Below are 18,183 nucleotides of genomic sequence, written 5' to 3'. Positions count from 1 at the left end.
ATGCAGCCTAAACGACACCCCCGACTGAAAGGCTGGCAAGGAACCGCATGACTCGCTGGGAGTACTTCACCACGCCGCTGATGATCCACAACACCACCGCGATCCTCAACAACTACGGGGACGAGGGTTGGGAGCTGGTCCAGATCGTCACCGGACCCGAGGGTGGCCTCGTCGCCTACCTGAAGCGCCCCAAGGCCGACGCATGAGCGTCTCGGACCGACTCGCCGAACTCGGCCTGACGATCCCTGAGGTCGCGGCGCCCGTCGCCGCCTACGTGCCCGCCGTCGTGACGGGCCAGTACGTCTACACGGCGGGCCAGCTGCCCTTCGTCGACGGCACCCTGCCCGTGACCGGCAAGGTCGGTGCCGACGTCGACGCGGAGACCGCTGCCGCCCAGGCACGCGTCGCCGCGCTGAACGCCCTGGCCGCCGTGCAGTCGGTCGCCGGTTCGCTCGACCGCGTGGCCCGTGTCGTCAAGGTCACCGTCTTCGTCGCGTCGGACCCGTCGTTCACCGGTCAGCCCGGCGTCGCCAACGGCGCGTCGACCCTGGTCGGCGAGGTCTTCGGTGACGCCGGCGTCCACGCGCGGAGCGCGGTGGGCGTCGCGGTGCTCCCGCTGGACGCACCGGTCGAGGTCGAGCTGGTGGTGGAACTGACGTCCTGACGGACCGTCAGCAGTGAAGCGAACGCAGGTGGGGCCTCCCGTCCGACATGGACTGGAGGCCCCACCTGCGTGACACGGACTACATGAGTTCCGCGATGGTCGCCATGATCGTCGGGTCGGCCAGCGTCGTCGTGTCGCCGATGCGACGGCCCTCGGCTGCGTCGCGGAGCAGCCGCCGCATGATCTTGCCGGAACGTGTCTTCGGCAGTTCCGGCACGATGACGACCTGGCGCGGCTTCGCGATCGCACCGATCCGTTTGCCGACCCAGTTGCGGAGCTCTGCGGCGGCGGTCTCGCGGTCGACGTCGGCGGCGGCCTCGGCCGTCAGGATGACGAAGGCGACGACGGCCTGCCCGGTGGTCTCGTCGGCGGCGCCGACCACGGCGGCCTCGGCGACGCCCTCGTGGCCGACCAGGGCGGACTCGATCTCAGCGGTGGACAGGCGGTGGCCCGAGACGTTCATGACGTCGTCGACGCGACCCTGCACCCAGATGTCGCCCTCGCCGTCGAGCCGCGCACCGTCGCCGGCGAAGTAGCGGCCGGGGAACCGGGACCAGTAGGTCTCGACGAAGCGGTCCGGGTCGTTCCAGATCCCGCGCGCCATCGACGGCCACGGCTCGGTGATGGTGAGGTAGCCACTCTCGCCCGGTTTTGCGCGATTGCCGTCGTCGTCGACGATCTCGGCGACGATGCCGGGCAGTGGTGTCTGCGCGGCACCGGGCTTGAGCTTCGTGACGCCGGGCAGGGCGGAGATCATGATCGCGCCGGTCTCGGTCTGCCACCACGTGTCGACGATCGGCGTGCGGTCGTGGCCGATGACCTGCCGGTACCACTGCCACGCCTCGGGGTTGATCGGCTCGCCGACGCTGCCGAGCAGGCGGAGGGTCTCGAGGCTGCGGGCCTCCGGGATCTGCCGGCCGGCCTTCATCGCCGCACGGACCGCGGTGGGCGCGGTGTACAGGACGGTGACGCCGTACGCGTCGACCAGGTCCCACCAGCGGCCGGGCTTCGGCTCGTCCGGCGTGCCTTCGTAGAGCACCTGGGTGACGCCGTTGGTGAGCGGGCCGTAGACGACGTAGGAGTGACCGGTGATCCAGCCGATGTCGGCGGTGCACCAGTACACGTCCTTCTCCGGGTGCATGTCGAAGACGTTCTTGTGCGTGTAGGCCGCCTGGGTCAGGTAGCCGCCGGAGGTGTGCACGATGCCCTTCGGCTTCCCGGTCGTGCCCGAGGTGTACAGGATGAACAGCGGCGTCTCGGCGGGGAACGCCTGCGCCTCGTGGGTCGGTGCCGCCTTCGCCAGCTCGTCGTGCCACCACACGTCGCGGTCGTTCCACGCGATGTCGTTGCCGCCGCGCTTGACGACCAGGACGTGCTCGACCGTGTCGGTGCCCTCGCCGGTCAGCGCCTCGTCGACTGCGGGCTTGAGCGGAGAGACGGCGCCGCGCCGCCAGCCACCGTCGGCGGTGACGACGAGCTTCGCGCCGGCGTCCTCGATCCGGGCACGGAGGCTCTCGGCGCTGAACCCACCGAAGACGACCGAGTGCACGGCGCCGATGCGGGCGACGGCGAGCATCGTCACGACGGCCTCGGGGATGAGCGGCAGGTAGACGACCACGCGGTCGCCCTGGCCGACACCGAGGTCGGTGAGCATGTTCGCGGCGCGCTGCACCTCGGCGGTGAGCTCGGCGTAGGTGATCCGGCGCGTGTCGCCCGGGGCACCCTCGAAGTGGATCGCGACACGGTCGCCGTTGCCCGCCCGCACGTGCCGGTCGAGGCAGTTCTCGGCGACGTTGAGCGTGCCGTCGGCGAACCACTTCGCGAACGGGGCGCCGGACCAGTCCAGGGTCTGCGTGAACGGGGTGCGCCAGTCGAGCAGGGACCGGGACTGCTCGGCCCAGAATGCCTCGCGGTCGGCTGCGGCTGCGTGGTGGAGGTCCTCGCCGGCGACCGCGTCGGCCACGAACTCGGGTGGCGGCGCGAACGTCGCTCCGTCGTCGCCTCGGGGGTCGGTCTGGGTCGGAGTGGACATCGATGTCCTTTCGCGTCGTTGCGGCCTCTGGTGGCATCCGTCGCCGGTGCCTGCGTGCATCCGGAGACTACCCCTCGGCCGGGTCGGGGTGCGGCACGCCCGGAGGTCGTGTCCGGGGTTGCCCCGGAGGGGTGATCGTGGGGTACAGTAGTTCTCGCTGGACTCGTTTCCGGCGGCATCGAATCGGATTCCCCCCAATCCCTCGATGTCAAGGCGGCACCTGTTCCCCCCAACCGGTGCCGCCTCTTCTGTTTCCCGGGGTCTGACTCGAGCATCGGCCGCTCGTCGGGCTCTGGCGTGTGCCCCGATCCGCACAAGGACGCCGGTCGCGTGGACAGACCGGTCCATGCTCGTGCATGCATTCTGCATGTTCTTGCGTAGCAGGTGCTACGTCCAGTCCGGACGCCGGGAGCAGGGGCGGTGGGTGATCCCGGTGGCATCGGTGTCCGATCATCGACCGGGGTACGGCTTTCCGTTTCGGGGGACAAACCGGTCCGTTGGTGGGGCAGCTCGGTGTTGTCCACAGAAGTGGGGACCGGCCGATCGGCGCCCTCGAGCGCTCCCTACCGTCGGCGGCATGCCACTCCACCGTGCTCCTCCGCTTTCTCCGCTTGCGCGTGGTTCGTCCACGTCGGCGTCGCACGCGCTGACGTCGTCTGCGTCTGCGTCGGCAGCGCTCTCGCCACCGCCCCCTCCTTCCGCCCCGTTCCTGCCCGGCGCCGCACCGCCGGCACGTCGCCGTGCGGCCGTGGTCGTCGAGTTCGAGGAACTCGCGGCCCTGGTGGCAGACGCCGCCGTGACGGACGTCCTGGTGCTCGGCGGCGTGGGGACGTGGGTCGACCGCGGCACCGGACTCGAAACCGTCCAGCCTCGGCTGACCGAGACGCGTGCCCGCGAACTCGCGACCCGCCTCGTCGCGCTCGGTGGTCGTCACGTCGACGAGACCACGCCGTGCGCGGACGTCCGGCACGGTGACGGTGTCCGGGTCCACGTCGTCCTGGCCCCGGTGTCGGTCGGGGGCACCGCCGTGTCGATCCGACTGCCACAGGTCCACCGGCCATCGCTCGCCGCCCTCGAACGCGGCGGGACCTTCGCGTTCGTTCCGCGGTCGGTCGTCGAGGACGCCGTCGCCGCGCGCCGGAACGTCCTGGTCACCGGTGCGACCGGCAGCGGCAAGACCACCCTGCTCGCGGCGATGCTCGGGAGCGTCCCCGTCGACGAGCGCATCGTGACGGTGGAGGACGTCGCAGAGCTCCGGATCGCCCACCCGCACGTCGTCGCGCTCGAGGCGCGGCAGGCGAACGCCGAGGGGGTCGGCGCGCTCGGTCTCGACCGACTCGTGCGCGAAGCGCTCCGGATGCGACCCGACCGGATCGTCGTGGGGGAGTGCCGTGGCGCCGAGGTCCGCGAACTCCTCTCCGCGCTGAACACCGGGCACGACGGCGGAGCGGGCACGGTGCACGCCAACGGCATCGCGGACGTCGCCGCGCGCCTCGAAGCACTCGGAGTGCTCGCCGGCCTCGGTGCCGAGGCGCTGGCCCGGCAGGCCGTCAGCGCCTTCGGCCTGGTCCTGCACGTGGAGCGACGAGCCGGACAGCGGCGGCTGGGCGGCGTGGGCACGTTGCACGTCGGTCCGGACGGGAGGCTCGAGGTGCGCCCGGTGGACGGGCTGCGGTGAGCCGACACACCGCTGACGGCCCCGCTCGGGTGGCGGGGGTGCTCGACCGGGTGGCGACGCTGGTCGCGGCGGGTGTCCCGCCGCCGCGAGCGTGGCAGCTCGTCGGCGGGCTGCCCGGCGCCGGCGGACCGGCCCAGCAGGACGTCGCCGTCGTCCTGCGCGTCGCGGACCGGACGGGAGCACCCGTCGCCGAGACCCTCCGCGGGCTCGCCGGCGCGCTCCGGCGCGCCGCCGCCTCGGACCGCGCGATCCGGGTCGCCCTGGCCGGTCCGCGGACGAGCGCCCGCGTCGTCCTCGCGCTGCCGCTCTTCGGGTTGGGCCTCGGGGCGGCCTGGGGTGCGGGCGCCGTCGAGGTCCTGGTCGGTTCGCCGGCCGGCTGGGTGTGCTCGGGCACCGCCGCAGCCCTCGTCCTCGCCGGACGACGGTGGACGGCGCGGCTGGTCCGTTCCGCGACGCCCGACGGCCACGTCCCCGGGGTGCTCCTCGACGCCTGGGCCGTGGCGGTGGCCGGAGGCGGATCGTGGACCACCGCCGGGCAGGCCGTCGCCGAGGCGTCCGCCGCAGCCGTCCCACCCGCGGGGGACGTCGATCGTCTGCGGGAGGTGCTCGACCTCGCCCGGCGCGCTGGGGTCCCCGCCGCGGGGCTGCTCCGACGCGCTGCCGAGGACGTCCGCGACGAAGCCGCTGCCGACGGGCTCGTGGCGGCGGAACGCCTGGCCGTGCGCCTGGTGCTGCCGCTCGGGGTGTGCGTCCTGCCGGCGTTCGTGCTCGTGGGGGTGGTGCCCGTGGTGGTGGGGGTCCTCTCCTCCACGGTGGGCGGACCGGGGTGACCTCTCCACAGATGCGGTCGGGACACCGTCGTCGCCACCGCAGCCCGGACAGGCTGGTCCCACCGAACAGAAAGGACGGACTCCATGAGCACCACGTCACCTCCCGACCACCGCATCCGTCGGGCCATCCGCCACCGTCGCCACCGTTCCCTCGTCGCACGGTGGCGCGCCCGACTGCGCGACGACCGGGGATCGGCCACCGCCGAGTACGCGGTCGTCATCCTCGCCGCCGTGGCCTTCGCCGGAGTGCTCGTCGCGGTGATGCGCTCGGGCGAGGTCCAGACCATCCTCACCGACCTCGTCCGTGGCGCGCTCTCGCTGTGAGCGTGGCTCGGTGACGGTCGAGTTCGCGGTCGCGCTGCCCGTGGTGGCCCTCGTGCTGACCGCGCTCGTCGCGGCGGTGCTCGTCGTCGATGCGCAGGGTCGGCTGCAACTCGCCGCCGCCACCGCAGCGCGGGCGATCGGTCGCGAAGACGACTCCCAGGGGCGGTCCGCGGCCGAACGGATCGCCCCGGGGGCCTCGATCGTCGTCCGGGCCGACGGCGACATGGTGTGCGTCGACGCCACGCGCGGCGGGACCGGTCCCTTCGCGGCGCTCCCGCTGACCGCGACGGGGTGCGCCGTGGCCCGAGGGGGCTGACGTGGTGAGTTCCGACGGTCAACGGGGCTCGGCGACCGTGCTGCTCGTGGCGGTCCTCGGCGTGGGGGTCCTCGTCGGGTCGACGGCGCTCGCCGCAGCCGGCCACCGCACGCAGGCCCTCCGCGCACAGGGTGCCGCCGACGCCGCGGCCGTCGGGACCGCTGCGGCCGCCACCGGGCTCGTGTCGGGGGAGCCGTGCGCGGTCGCCACCCGGATCGCGACGGCGAACGGGGCCACCCTCGACACCTGCGAACTCCTCGCGACCACGGCCCGGGTCCGCGTGGTCGTGGGCACCGGTCCGTTCGTCACCGGCGCGCTCGCGGTGGCCGGTCCGGCAGGCAACCCGCCCGAACACTATGTGTATGGTGTGCCTGTCGGCCCGCGGTCACCGATGTCCCGGTCGACCCGGACACGCTCGTGGACAGGGCCGATCAGCACCATCGATCAAGGAGACACGTGCCAGGCACGAAGAAGCTCGTGATCGTCGAGAGCCCTGCGAAGGCGAAGACGATCGCGCAATACCTCGGTGACGGATACGAAGTCCAGGCCTCTGTCGGACACATCCGCGACCTCGTCGAGCCGAAGAACCTGCCGCCCGAGCTCAAGAAGGGCTCCCTCGGCAAGTTCTCGGTGGACGTCGACAACGGCTTCGAGCCGTACTACGTCGTGTCCGACGCCAAGAAGAAGACCGTCTCCGAGCTGAAGCGCGCCCTGAAGGACGCCGACGAGCTCTACCTCGCAACAGATGAAGACCGCGAGGGCGAAGCCATCGCGTGGCACCTGCTGCAGGTCCTGAAGCCGAAGGTCCCCGTCAAGCGGATGGTCTTCCACGAGATCACGAAGGAGGCGATCCAGCGCGCGCAGGAAGCCACCCGTGAGCTCGACACCGCCCTCGTCGACGCACAGGAGACCCGCCGCATCCTCGACCGTCTCTACGGGTACGAGGTCTCGCCGGTCCTGTGGCGCAAGGTCGCCCCCGGACTGTCGGCCGGCCGTGTGCAGTCCGCCGCCACCCGTCTCGTGGTCGACCGTGAGCGCGAGCGCCTGGCGTTCGTGTCCGCCAACTACTGGGACCTGTCCGCCCGGTTCGAGAAGGCCGGAGAGTCCTCCTTCTCCGCGCGACTCGCCCGGATCCACGGCACCCGCGTCGCCTCCGGCCGTGACTTCGACGACCGCGGCGCGCTCAGCGGCGACGTCGTCCGCCTCGACGAGGCCGCTGCCGCGTCGCTGACGACCGTCCTCGAGCGCGCCGGTGACGCCACCGTCCGCAGCGTCGACTCGAAGCCCTACACGCGACGCCCGGCCGCTCCGTTCACCACGTCGACGCTCCAGCAGGAAGCCGCGCGCAAGCTCCGTCTGTCGCCGCGACAGACCGCCCGTGCCGCGCAGACGCTGTACGAGAACGGGTACATCACCTACATCCGTACCGACTCGGTCTCGCTCTCGAAGCAGGCGATCGACGCGGCCCGCAAGCAGGCGGCCGACCTGTACGGCTCGGCCACCGTCCCCGACAAGCCCCGCCTGTACGCGAGCAAGAGCAAGAACGCGCAAGAGGCGCACGAGGCGATCCGTCCCGCCGGCGACTCCTTCCGCACCCCGCAGGACCTCCAGGGCACCCTGACCGGTGTCGAGTGGCGTCTCTACGACCTCATCTGGAAGCGCACCATCGCGTCGCAGATGGCCGATGCCAAGGGTTCGACCGCGTCGATCGTGCTCGGCATCGCCTCCACCGAGTCGGTGGAGGGCATCGCGTCGACCGCGAACGGCACCGACGCCGAGTTCACCGCCTCCGGCACCGTCATCACCTTCCGCGGCTTCCTCAGCGCGTACGAAGAAGGCCGCGACGAGGACCGGCACGAGTCCAGCGATCGCGCCGGCCAGGACGTCGCCCTGCCGAACGTGGCCAAGGGCGAGCACCTCGCGGTCACCGACGTCGAGGCGAAGGGGCACGACACCACCCCGCCGCCGCGCTTCACCGAGGCGAGCCTGATCAAGACGCTGGAAGAGCTGGGGATCGGACGCCCGTCGACCTACCCCACGATCAGCCCGACGATCATCGACCGCGGCTACGTCTCGCTCCGCGGCACGCAGCTCGTGCCGAACTGGATCGCCTTCAGCGTGGTGCGCCTGCTCGAGGAGTACTTCGGCGAGCTCGTGGAGTACGACTTCACCGCCGAGATGGAAGAAGACCTCGACCGCATCGCCCGCGGCGACGCCGACCGGGTGGACTGGCTCAAGGGCTTCTACTTCGGTGGCGGCGACGACGACCAGCGCGGCCTGCGGACGGTCATCGACAACCTCGGTGAGATCGACGCTCGCGAGATCAACTCGGTCGAGCTCGCTCCGGGCCTCACGCTCCGGATCGGTCGGTACGGTCCCTACATCGAGGTGCCGAGCGACGACCCCGAGAAGCCCCGGCGCGTCAACGTCCCCGAGGACCTCGCCCCCGACGAACTGACCGTCGCGAAGGCGAAGGAACTCGTCGACGCTCCGGTGATCGGCGACCGCGTCGTCGGGATCAACCCGGAGACCGGCAAGGAAGTCCTGGCGAAGGACGGCCGCTTCGGTCCGTACGTCACCGAGCGCACCCCGGAGCCCGAGCCCACCGTGGACCCGAAGACCGGCGAGGTCGTCGAGTCGCCTGCACCGGCAGAGGCGCCGGCGACCGAGGCGGCTGCTGCGACCGCGACGAGCGAGACGGCGACGGCGAAGAAGGCCCCCGCGAAGAAGGCCCCTGCGAAGAAGACGACGAAGAAGGCCGCGGCTCCGAAGGAACGCACCGCTTCGCTCTTCAAGTCGATGGACCCGCAGACGGTCGACCTCGAGACCGCGTTGAAGCTCCTCGACCTGCCCCGCGTCGTCGGTCAGGACCCGGAGACCGGCAACGACATCACGGCGCAGAACGGCCGGTACGGTCCGTACCTGAAGAAGGGGACCGACACCCGGACCCTGCCCGGCGAGGACGCGATCTTCGACATCGACCTGCCCGGCGCACTCGAGCTGTTCGCACAGCCGAAGTACGGCGGCCGCACCGCCAGTGCCGCGCTCAAGGAGTTCGACGCCGACCCGGTGTCCGGCAAGGCGATCAAGATGAAGGACGGCCGGTTCGGTCCGTACGTCACCGACGGCGAGACGAACGCGACCATCCCGAAGGGCGAGGACGTCGAGGCCGTCGACCACGCCCGCGCCGTCCAGCTCATCGCGGACAAGCGCGCCAAGGGGCCCGTCAAGAAGAAGACCCCGGCTCGTCGGACGGCGGCCAAGAAGAAGTGACCGGTCGCTTCATCACGCTCGAGGGCGGCGACGGCGCGGGCAAGACGACCCAGGCGGAGCTGCTCTCGGCGTGGCTCGGTGCGCACGGCCGGACGGTGGTGCGCACCCGCGAGCCCGGTGGCACCGACCTCGGCGTCCGGATCCGCCAGATGGTCCTGCACGAGCGGGGCCACGTCGCGCCCCGGGCCGAGGCGCTGCTGTACGCGGCTGATCGCGCCCAGCACGTCGAGACCGTCGTCCGTCCGGCGATCGCACGCGGTGACGTCGTGCTGCAGGACCGCTACATCGACTCGTCCGTCGCCTACCAGGGTGTCGCGCGGGGGCTCGGCGCCGAGCAGGTCCGCTCGGTGTCGGAATGGGCCGCCGACGGCCTGGTACCGGACCTCACGATCCTGCTCGACCTCGACGTCACGCTCGGGCGTGCCCGGGTGGCCGCGGCACGGGGGGACACCTTCGACCGCCTCGAGTCCGAGGCCGCGGCGTTCCACGAGTCCGTCCGGCAGGCGTTCCTCGCCATGGCGGCCGCGGAGCCCGCACGCTTCCTCGTGGTCGACGCCGCAGCTCCGACCGATGCCGTGCAGGACGCAGTCCGTCGCGCGGTCGCCCCGCTCGTCGGGATCGACGCAGCGTGACGGTGGTCACTGACAGGATGGTCCCGTGAGCGTGTGGGACGGCCTGACCGGGCAGGAAGAAGCGGTCGCATCGCTGCGCAATGCAGCCGAGTCGACCGACGGTACCGGCGGCATGACCCACTCGTGGCTCATCACCGGCCCGCCCGGGTCCGGTCGGTCGAACGTGGCGACCGCCTTCGCGGCTGCGCTCGTGGGCAACGGCCCCGACGACGACCACACCCTGCGGCAGATCACCGCGAAGACCCACCCCGACGTCTCGGTGCTCACGACCCAGCGCGTGATCATCACGATCGACGAGATCCGGCAGCTCGTCACCTCGTCGTACTACTCGCCGTCGGTCGGGCGCTACCGCGTCGTCATCATCGAGGACGCCGACCGCATGACCGAGCGGACCTCGAACCTGCTGCTCAAGGCGCTCGAGGAACCACCGGAGCGCACGGTGTGGATCCTCTGCGCGCCCAGTGAAGCCGACCTGCTGCCGACGATCCGGTCGCGCGTCCGTTCGGTCCGCCTGCGTGTGCCCGGCATCGAGTCCGTCGCCGACCTGCTCGTGGCCCGGACCGGTGTCGACCGTGCTCTCGCGATGGACGCCGCTCGTCAGGCGCAGAGCCACATCGGCATGGCGCAGCGCCTGGCCACGAGCGAGCCGGCCCGTGATCGTCGACGCCGGACCCTGACCACCGTGCTCGGTGTGCGGAGCGTCGGTGACGCCGTCATGGCTGCCGCCGAGCTCCTCGCCGTCGCCGACGAAGACGCCAAGTCCATCACCGAGCAGCGCGACTCGGAAGAACGCGACGCGGCCCTGCGCTCGCTCGGTGTCGAGCCGGGCGGGACGATCCCGCCGGCACTCCGGTCGCAGCTCCGTGCGCTCGAGGACGACCAGAAACGCCGAGCGACCCGGAGCCTGCGCGACGGGCTCGACCGGATCCTGGTGGACGTCTCGTCCCTGTACCGCGACCTGCTCCTGATGGGGCTCGGTGCTCCGGCGGAACCGGTCAACCTGGCCATGCGTGAGCAGCTCGAGCACGCACTGCCGACGACCCCGCCCGCCGCCGCGCTCCAGGTGCTGGACGCCGTGGCCCTGGCGCGTCAGCGCATCGCTGCGAACGTCGCGGCACTGCTGGCCCTCGAAGCGCTGCTCGTCACGATCGCACGCGCCCGCCGCTGAGGCCGGGCATGCGAGAATCACGGCATGCCCGACGCTGAACCCGGCCTGCGCGAACGGAAGCGCCGCGCCACCCGGCGCGCCATCCAGCAGGCTGCGCTCCGGATCGCCATCGAGGACGGCCTCGGCGCGGTGACGGTGGACGAGATCTCCCGCCGTGCCGACGTCTCGCCCCGGACGTTCTTCAACTACTTCCCGAGCAAGGAACAGGCGATCCTCGGCGACGACCCGCAGCTGCCGGACGACCAGGCGTTGCAGACGTTCGTCGCCGGGGGGCCGAACGGTGAACTGCTCGCTGACATCGGCACCCTGCTCGTGCACTCCACGCGCGAACTGATCGAGGAACGTGGACTCATCGAGGAGCGGCAGCAGGTCCTCCGCGCCAACCCGGAGCTGTTCAGCCGGCGGATGGCGTCGATGAAGGAGTTCCAGGCGGAACTGCAGGCTGCCGTCGCACGTCGGCTCGAGCGCGCCGACCCCGAGCTCGCCGCGGACGCCGATGCGCTCCGTCGCCGCGCCGGTCTCGCGGCCATCGTCGCCCTCGCCGCCCTGCGCCACGCGTGGTGGGAGTGGTCGGGTTCCGAGGCCGGAACCCACCTGGTCGACGAACTCGAACGGTCCTTCTCCGAGCTCGGCGTGCTGGTTTCGCGTTCACTCGTCTGAACCTGTATAGTCATTGCTCGTGCCACTCCGGACATGGAGTGTGCGCCGCCTTAGCTCAGTCGGTAGAGCGATTCACTCGTAATGAATAGGTCGTCGGTTCGATTCCGACAGGCGGCTCCGTGAACACCCCGGTCAGGCCTGCTCGAAGTGGCTCTGACCGGGGTTTTCGTATTCCGGACGAAATCCGTGTCCCTCACCCGAGGGACAGACCCCTGGCGTTCGCGCGGACTAACCTTGTCCGCGATACGGGGGACACCATGACCGAGCGCCAGCTCATCGCACCGACGGCAGTGACGCCGTGTTGAAGCGTGTGCTGGTCGTCGTCCTGGTCGCCGCCACCGCCGGAGCGCTTGCGATGACCGCAGCGGCCGTGCCCGAGTCGCGGGCGACATCTGCGTCGACCGCGTCGCCGGGTGCCCCATCGTCCGCGACGCCGACGGGGTCCTCGACCGGGCCGGCGTACCTGGCCGACCGTGAGCAGACCTTCTCGGAAGACTTCGACACCCCCGCTGCGGCCGGTGGTCCCTTCGCCGAGACGTACCGGAACTCGTGGCAGCCCTACCCCGACGGCGCCGGCGGCAAGTACTACTCGGACGAGCTCATCAGCGCGCACGACGGCTACCTGGACGTCGCGTTGGACGGTGAGCGGGGCGCCGCCGGCACCTTCGGCACCCCCACCGGCGCCTGGTCGCACGTCGGCGGCACCTTCAGCATCCGTGCGCGGGCGACCGGGGGCGACGGCAACGGGATCGCGGTGATGCTCTGGCCGACGTCCAACGCCTGGGCGGACGGCGAGCTGAACTACCCGGAGGGCCAGTTCGACGGCTCCCCGCGGGTCTTCCACCACTCGATGCTCCAGGGACTCGAACGCCGCACCGAGCACTACAACACCCGGGTGTCCTGGAACGACTGGCACACCTACACGACGGAGTGGGTGCCGGGGAAGATCATCCGGTACTACCTCGACGGCAAGCTCGTGTTCACGGTGCCGCGGAACGTGCCCACCACCCCGCACCGCTACATGTTCCAGATCGGCAACTGGGGCGCCCCGGGGCACGTCCAGATCGACTGGGTCCGCACTTACGACGCGGAGTGACCAAACCCCCCGGACGGGGGCTCCGAATCAGTCCGGTCGTACGACCCGACACCCGTGTGCTCGCGTCGATGACCCGAACCTCGACGCGGGTGCGCGGGTGGGGCCGTTCCCCGTTCTGGGGCTGCCCGTCGTCGTCGGGGCGGTCCACGATGAGTGGGAACCCGTTCCGTCGTCACCGAGAGGTCGTCATGCTGCTGTCCCTGGTCTACATGAGCGCGGCGAACCAGGTGTTCGACCAGGAGCTGCTCGACGCGTTGCTCGAGCACGCGCGGGAGCACAACACCGCGTCCGACCTGTCCGGCCTGCTCGTCTACAAGGACGGCCGGTTCATGCAGCTGCTCGAGGGTCCCGAAGCGGCCGTGCTCGAGACCTACCGGCGGATCACCGACGACCCGCGGCACACCGAGATCGGCCTGCTGGTCGAGGAGCGCATCCACACCCGGCGCTTCGGCGAGTGGAAGATGGCGTTCCACCGCGAGGTCGATGGCGACCTGCCCGACGGCTTCGACGCGTTCCTCGCCCAGGGCGACGCGAGTGCGGACACCAGCCGCGCGCGCGAGCTCCTGCGCTGGTTCCGGAACCACCCGCTGGCCGCTCCCGACGCCGCGCTCGGCAAACACCGCCGCTGACGCACGGCACCGGCCGCACCGCGCAGCAGCCCAGCACCGCGCAGCATCGGCAGCCCCGCGCAGCAGCCCAGCACCGCGAGGCGCCACCGCCGCGGCGCTGGTAGACAGGACCCATGACGGTTCGCTGGGGAGTCATCGGTACAGGCGGCATCGCACGCTCCTTCGTGGGTGACTGCACCGCGGCAGGCGTCGTGTTCACGGCTGTGGGCAGTCGCACCGGCGCGCACGCCGAGGCCTTCGCCGCCGAGTTCGGCGTCGAGCGGGCGCACGGGTCGTACGAGGACCTCGTCGCGGACGACCAGGTCGACGCGGTCTACGTCGCGACCCCGCACGTCCGGCACGCCGAGGACGCCCTGCTCGCGATCCGCGCGGGCAAGCACGTCCTGGTCGAGAAGGCCTTCACGATGACCGCGGCCGAGGCCCGGACGGTCGTCGACGCCGCGAGGCAGGCGGGTGTCGCGGTGATGGAGGCGATGTGGACGCGGTTCCTGCCCCAGATGGCGATGATCCGCGAGGTCGTCGCCGAGGGCCGCATCGGCCGCCCGATGGTCGTCGAGGCGACCCACCACCAGGCCCTGCCGACGGACCCCGACCACCGGCTGCGCGACCCGGCACTCGGTGGGGGAGCGATGCTCGACCTCGGGATCTACCCGGTGTCCTTCGCGGTGGACGTGCTCGGGGTGCCGACAGCGCTGGTCGCGGCGGGCACGCTGAGCGAGCAGGGCGTCGACGAGCAGATGGGCCTGGTGATGACACACGAGGGCGGCGCACAGTCGATGATCCACTTCGGCATGGACCTGCGCAGCCCGAACACGGCGTCGGTCATCGGTGAGTCCGGCCGCATCGACATCGACTCCACCTGGTACACGCCGACCACCTGGCGGATCCGCGATCGAGACGGCGTCGTGGTCGAGGAGTTCGACGGTCGCGAGGAGCTCGCCGGCTACGCGCACGAGGCCCACGCCTTCGAGTCGATGATCACGTCCGGCCGCCACGACGGCGGCCCGATGGACCCGGACGAGACGGTCGCGATCATGGCCGTGCTGGACGAGGCACGTCGCCAGGTCGGGGTCCACTACCCGGCCGACGGTCCCGCCACGGCGCCCTGATCCGGCTCCCGTCCGCCACGGATCCCGCATCCGGCCTGGAGGCTCCTGCCGCAGTTCCGTAGGATCGGTCGAGATGTCCGAGCAGCAGCCCACCCCGCCTTCCGTCCCGGAGCGGTTCCGCGCCGCCGTCGCCGCGGTGCGTGCCTCCGCGGCGCGACGCCCGGTGCCCTGGATCGCGGGTGGGCTCGCGGCGCTCCTGGTGGTCGGCTCCGGTGGGGCCGTCGCCGTCGCGGCGGCCACGACCTCGGACTCCCGGTCGGCCGCCGCGCCGAGCCCGACCCGGAGCGGGTCCTCGGCGCCGGACTCGACGACCACCACGAAGCGCCCGGCGACGAAGCCGTCCCCGACCCCGACCGCGGCCGCCCGTGCGGTGCCGAAGGACCTGGCCGGCCCGTCCGCACTCCGGACCTGTTCGATCGCCACCGCCGCGTCGGCGAGCGGCCTCGGTGACTTCGAGGGGTACGTGATGGACGCGAAGACGGGCAAGGTCCTGTTCTCGAAGAACGGGGAGCGGGCTGCCCAGACCGGCAGCGTCATGAAGACCCTCACCTCGGCGACCGCGCTCTCGGTGCTCGGGGGCGACCACCGCATCCCGACGACCGTCGCTCGGGAGTCCGCGAACACCGTCGCCCTGGTCGGCCACGGGGACGCCACCCTGTCCGCCGGTGGTGGCACCGTCTACCCGGGCGCCCCGACCCTCGCGCAGCTCGCGCAGCAGGTGAAGGCCAAGGTCGGCGACACCCCGATCACCACGATCGTCACCGACGACTCCTACTGGAGCGACGCCGACGCCTGGGACCCCACGTGGCCGGTGTCCGAGCGCACCATCGGGTACCAGCCGGAGGTCACCGCGCTGATGGTCGACGGTGACCGGGCGAACCCCGCCGCGGCGACCTCGCCCCGGTCGGAGGACCCCGTCGGTCGTGCCGGCGCCGCGTTCCGGACGGCACTGGCCAACGCGGGCGTCGCGGGCGCAGGTTCCGCGCAGATCGTCAAGCGTGCGACCACGGGTACCGAGACGATCGCGACGGTGAACTCGCAGCCGGTGTCGACGCTCATCGGGCAGATGATCCCGAACTCGGACAACACCCTGGCCGAGATGCTCGCCCGGATCTCGTCGAAGGAGTCGGGGTCGAACGGCTCGGCGGCCTCACTGACATCGGTGTACCAGTCGGCGCTCCGCTCGTACGGCCTCGACCCGGCCGGCATCACGATCAAGGACGGCTCGGGCGAGAGCGCCGCGAACGCCGTGTCGCCGGAGTTCGTCGCGCACCTCATGGTGCAGGTCGCCTCGGGCGCGAAGGGCCTCGGGACGCTCGCGAACGCCCTGCCGGTGTCCGGGCAGTCCGGCACCCTCGCCAGCCGGTTCACCGGGGCGAACGCCGTCGCGCGCGGCAAGGTGCACGCGAAGACCGGCTGGATCGACAGCGCGAACACCCTCGGCGGCTACATCGACGCTGCTGACGGCTCCCGGTTGACCTTCGCCTTCTACGCCATCGGTTCACCACGCGCGGCCGCCCTGCCGGCACTGGACGCGGTGACGGCCGCCACCTACTCGTGCGGGAGCAAGCTCACCGGCTCCTGAGCCGACGGGTGTTGGATGGATCCATGGCAAGAGCACTGCTCGTCGTGGACGTCCAGAACGACTTCACCGAGGGCGGTGCGCTCGCGGTCACCGGGGGAGCGGCGCTCGCGGAGCGCATCACGGCGTTCCTCGGTCGGCACGGGGACGAGTACGACCTGATCGTGGCGTCCCGTGACTGGCACCACGGCGACGACGACAACGGCGGGCACTTCGCCGGACCCGAGGGACCCGACTTCGTGGACACCTGGCCGGTGCACTGCGTCGCCGGCTCGCCGGGTGCTGATTACCATCCCGATCTCGACACCGCTCTGGTCGACGTCGAGGTCTTCAAGGGCCAGGGCACGCCGGACTACTCGGCGTTCCAGGCCCGGACCGAGGCGGGTGTCCCGCTCGCCGCAGTACTCGCCGAACGCCGCGTGCACACGGTCGACGTCGTCGGGATGGCGACCGACCACTGTGTCCGGGCATCGGCACTCGACGCCCGTGCCGCGGGCCTCGACGTCGCCGTGTACCAGGACCTGGTGGCCGGCGTCGACGCTGAGCGCAGTGCCCGGGCGCTGGACGAGATACGGGCGGCCGGCGGACACGTCGACCGCAGCGACATGGACGAGGGCCTCGCGAACCCAGGAGGAGCACGACTGTGACCGAAACCACCACGAACGACACCCCCACCACCGACGCCGCGGACGACGCGCGTCTCGTGACGACCGTCGGGGACGAGCACGTCCGCGTCCAGGGCGTCCCCACCGGCCTGTTCATCGGCGGCACCTGGCGTGCCTCGTCGAGCGGGTCCACCTTCGCCGTGCACGACCCGTCGACCGGCGCCGTGCTGGCCGAGGTCGCCGACGCCAGCGCCGAGGACGGCATCGCCGCGCTCGACGCCGCGGCCGCAGCGCAGGAGTCCTGGGCGGCCACGGCCCCGCGCACGCGTTCCGACATCCTCCGCCGGGCCTTCGACCTGGTGCACGAGCACACCGACGACCTGGCGGCCCTCATGTCGCTCGAGATGGGCAAGCCCCTGGCCGAGGCCCGGGGTGAGGTCGTCTACGGCGGCGAGTTCCTGCGCTGGTTCTCGGAGGAGGCCGTCCGCATCACCGGCGACTACCGCACGAACCCCGAGGGCACCGGCCGGGCGATCGTGCTGAAGCGTCCGGTCGGCCCCGTCTACGCCATCACGCCGTGGAACTTCCCGCTCGCGATGGCGACCCGGAAGATCGGCCCAGCGCTGGCCGCCGGTTGCACCGTGGTCGCGAAGCCTGCCGACCTGACCCCGCTGACGACCCTGTTCCTGGTCGAGCTGTTCCGCCGCGCGGGGCTGCCGGACGGTGTGCTCAACGTGATCCCGTCGAGCGACGCCAAGGGACTGTCCGGACCGATCATCGCCGACCCGCGCCTGCGCAAGCTCACGTTCACGGGCTCGACGCCGGTCGGGTCGGCACTGCTCAAGCAGGCGGCCGACAACGTGCTCAAGACGAGCATGGAGCTCGGCGGCAACGCTCCGCTGCTCGTGTTCGACGACGCCGACCTCGACACGGCTGTGGACGCCGCGATGCTCGCGAAGTTCCGGAACACGGGCGAGGCCTGCACCGCTGCGAACCGGTTCTTCGTGCAGGACGGCATCGCCGACGCGTTCGTCGCGGCCCTCACCGCGAAGGTCGACGCACTGCGCGTCGGCCGGGGCACCGAGGACGGGACGACGCTCGGACCGCTCATCGACGACCGCGCCGTGGACAAGGCCGCCGGGCTCGTCGACGACGCCGTCGGCCGGGGTGCGCGGCTCGTCACCGGCGGACACCGGATCGACCGTCCGGGCACGTTCTACGAGGCGACGGTGATCGACGACGTGCAGCCCGGCTCGGAGATCATGACGACGGAGATATTCGGACCGGTCGCGTCGGTCACGCGCTTCAGCACCGAGGACGAGGGCATCCGGCTCGCGAACGACACCGAGTACGGCCTCGTCGCGTACGCCTTCACGACCGACTTCCGGCGTGGTCAGCGGCTCGCCGAGCGCCTGGAGACCGGCATGCTCGGCCTGAACACGGGCGTCGTGTCGAACGCGGCGTTCCCGTTCGGCGGCGTGAAGTCGTCGGGCCTCGGTCGTGAGGGGGCACACGAGGGCATCGAGGAGTACCTCGAGACCGTCTACGTGCTCACCCCGGACCCGTTCGCCGCCTGAGCCTGCGC

Annotated in this window: 18 protein-coding genes and 1 tRNA gene; 18 read left to right on the top strand and 1 reads right to left on the bottom strand. The window is 71.5% G+C overall.

Annotated elements, in window-relative coordinates; all coding sequences use genetic code 11:
- Nucleotides 1–47: 47 nt before the first annotated feature.
- Together ACL00U_RS11590 and ACL00U_RS11585 are read left to right on the top strand one after the other, a co-directional pair.
- Nucleotides 48–206: a DUF4177 domain-containing protein gene (locus ACL00U_RS11590; RefSeq protein ID WP_017888699.1), complete on the top strand. Its 159-nt coding sequence runs from the start codon at nt 48–50 to the stop codon at nt 204–206.
- Entirely contained in the window at nt 203–664 is a 462-nt protein-coding gene (locus ACL00U_RS11585; protein ID WP_412873420.1) for a RidA family protein, read from the top strand. The genes ACL00U_RS11590 and ACL00U_RS11585 overlap by 4 nt, the downstream gene beginning before the upstream one ends.
- A 79-nt stretch (nt 665–743) precedes the next feature.
- On the opposite strand, the gene acs is transcribed toward ACL00U_RS11585, so the two are convergent.
- Complete coding sequence (acs, locus tag ACL00U_RS11580) at nt 744–2,696, bottom strand: acetate--CoA ligase (RefSeq protein WP_412873419.1); 1,953 nt, start codon at nt 2,694–2,696, stop codon at nt 744–746.
- 748 nt (nt 2,697–3,444) lie between these two features.
- Here acs and ACL00U_RS11575 point away from each other — a divergent pair.
- From ACL00U_RS11575 to ACL00U_RS11500, 16 genes are all read left to right on the top strand, one after another.
- Entirely contained in the window at nt 3,445–4,374 is a 930-nt protein-coding gene (locus ACL00U_RS11575) for a CpaF family protein (RefSeq protein WP_412873418.1), read from the top strand.
- Nucleotides 4,371–5,204, top strand: coding sequence for a type II secretion system F family protein (locus tag ACL00U_RS11570; protein WP_042538868.1), 834 nt, complete (start codon nt 4,371–4,373; stop codon nt 5,202–5,204). Before ACL00U_RS11575 ends, ACL00U_RS11570 begins: the two co-directional genes overlap by 4 nt.
- Nucleotides 5,205–5,288: 84 nt before the next feature.
- On the top strand, nt 5,289–5,528 hold the full coding sequence (locus ACL00U_RS11565; protein WP_071251849.1) for a DUF4244 domain-containing protein: 240 nt from the start codon (nt 5,289–5,291) through the stop codon (nt 5,526–5,528).
- Nucleotides 5,529–5,538: 10 nt separating this feature from the next.
- Complete coding sequence (locus tag ACL00U_RS11560; protein WP_412873417.1) at nt 5,539–5,844, top strand: TadE family type IV pilus minor pilin; 306 nt, start codon at nt 5,539–5,541, stop codon at nt 5,842–5,844.
- A gap of 1 nt (nt 5,845) precedes the next feature.
- Nucleotides 5,846–6,325 carry an Rv3654c family TadE-like protein gene (locus ACL00U_RS11555; RefSeq protein WP_412873416.1) on the top strand — a complete coding sequence of 160 codons (480 nt, stop codon included), beginning with the start codon at nt 5,846–5,848 and terminating at the stop codon, nt 6,323–6,325.
- Nucleotides 6,301–9,117, top strand: a complete 2,817-nt coding sequence (topA, locus tag ACL00U_RS11550) for a type I DNA topoisomerase (RefSeq protein ID WP_140448967.1) — start codon at nt 6,301–6,303, stop codon at nt 9,115–9,117. The genes ACL00U_RS11555 and topA overlap by 25 nt, the downstream gene beginning before the upstream one ends.
- Nucleotides 9,114–9,749, top strand: coding sequence for a dTMP kinase (tmk, locus tag ACL00U_RS11545; RefSeq protein WP_412873415.1), 636 nt, complete (start codon nt 9,114–9,116; stop codon nt 9,747–9,749). Before topA ends, tmk begins: the two co-directional genes overlap by 4 nt.
- A 25-nt stretch (nt 9,750–9,774) precedes the next feature.
- Nucleotides 9,775–10,917, top strand: coding sequence for a DNA polymerase III subunit delta' (locus tag ACL00U_RS11540; RefSeq protein WP_017888709.1), 1,143 nt, complete (start codon nt 9,775–9,777; stop codon nt 10,915–10,917).
- Nucleotides 10,918–10,941: 24 nt separating this feature from the next.
- Entirely contained in the window at nt 10,942–11,577 is a 636-nt protein-coding gene (locus ACL00U_RS11535; protein ID WP_017888710.1) for a TetR/AcrR family transcriptional regulator, read from the top strand.
- A gap of 44 nt (nt 11,578–11,621) precedes the next feature.
- A tRNA-Thr gene (locus tag ACL00U_RS11530) sits at nt 11,622–11,694 on the top strand.
- 181 nt (nt 11,695–11,875) lie between these two features.
- On the top strand, nt 11,876–12,673 hold the full coding sequence (locus ACL00U_RS11525; RefSeq protein WP_412873414.1) for a glycoside hydrolase family 16 protein: 798 nt from the start codon (nt 11,876–11,878) through the stop codon (nt 12,671–12,673).
- Nucleotides 12,674–12,741: 68 nt separating this feature from the next.
- The gene (locus tag ACL00U_RS11520) at nt 12,742–13,302 is read left to right on the top strand and encodes a BLUF domain-containing protein (RefSeq protein WP_140448915.1); all 561 of its coding nucleotides are present in this window, start codon (nt 12,742–12,744) and stop codon (nt 13,300–13,302) included.
- Between the two features lie 113 nt (nt 13,303–13,415).
- Nucleotides 13,416–14,411, top strand: coding sequence for a Gfo/Idh/MocA family protein (locus ACL00U_RS11515; RefSeq protein ID WP_042538856.1), 996 nt, complete (start codon nt 13,416–13,418; stop codon nt 14,409–14,411).
- A 73-nt stretch (nt 14,412–14,484) separates the two neighbouring features.
- The gene (dacB, locus tag ACL00U_RS11510; RefSeq protein WP_017888714.1) at nt 14,485–15,996 is read left to right on the top strand and encodes a D-alanyl-D-alanine carboxypeptidase/D-alanyl-D-alanine endopeptidase; all 1,512 of its coding nucleotides are present in this window, start codon (nt 14,485–14,487) and stop codon (nt 15,994–15,996) included.
- A 23-nt stretch (nt 15,997–16,019) separates the two neighbouring features.
- A complete protein-coding gene (locus tag ACL00U_RS11505) occupies nt 16,020–16,640 on the top strand; it encodes an isochorismatase family protein (RefSeq protein WP_040420065.1) in 621 nt (206 codons plus the stop codon).
- A gap of 56 nt (nt 16,641–16,696) precedes the next feature.
- Nucleotides 16,697–18,175: an NAD-dependent succinate-semialdehyde dehydrogenase gene (locus tag ACL00U_RS11500; RefSeq protein ID WP_071251890.1), complete on the top strand. Its 1,479-nt coding sequence runs from the start codon at nt 16,697–16,699 to the stop codon at nt 18,173–18,175.
- Nucleotides 18,176–18,183 lie beyond the last annotated feature (8 nt).

Source organism: Curtobacterium poinsettiae (genome assembly GCF_047226435.1).
In the GTDB taxonomy this organism is placed as follows: Bacteria; Actinomycetota; Actinomycetes; order Actinomycetales; family Microbacteriaceae; genus Curtobacterium; species Curtobacterium poinsettiae.
Note: the sequence above shows the minus strand (reverse complement) of the source record. Positions and strands in the feature narration are given on the sequence as shown.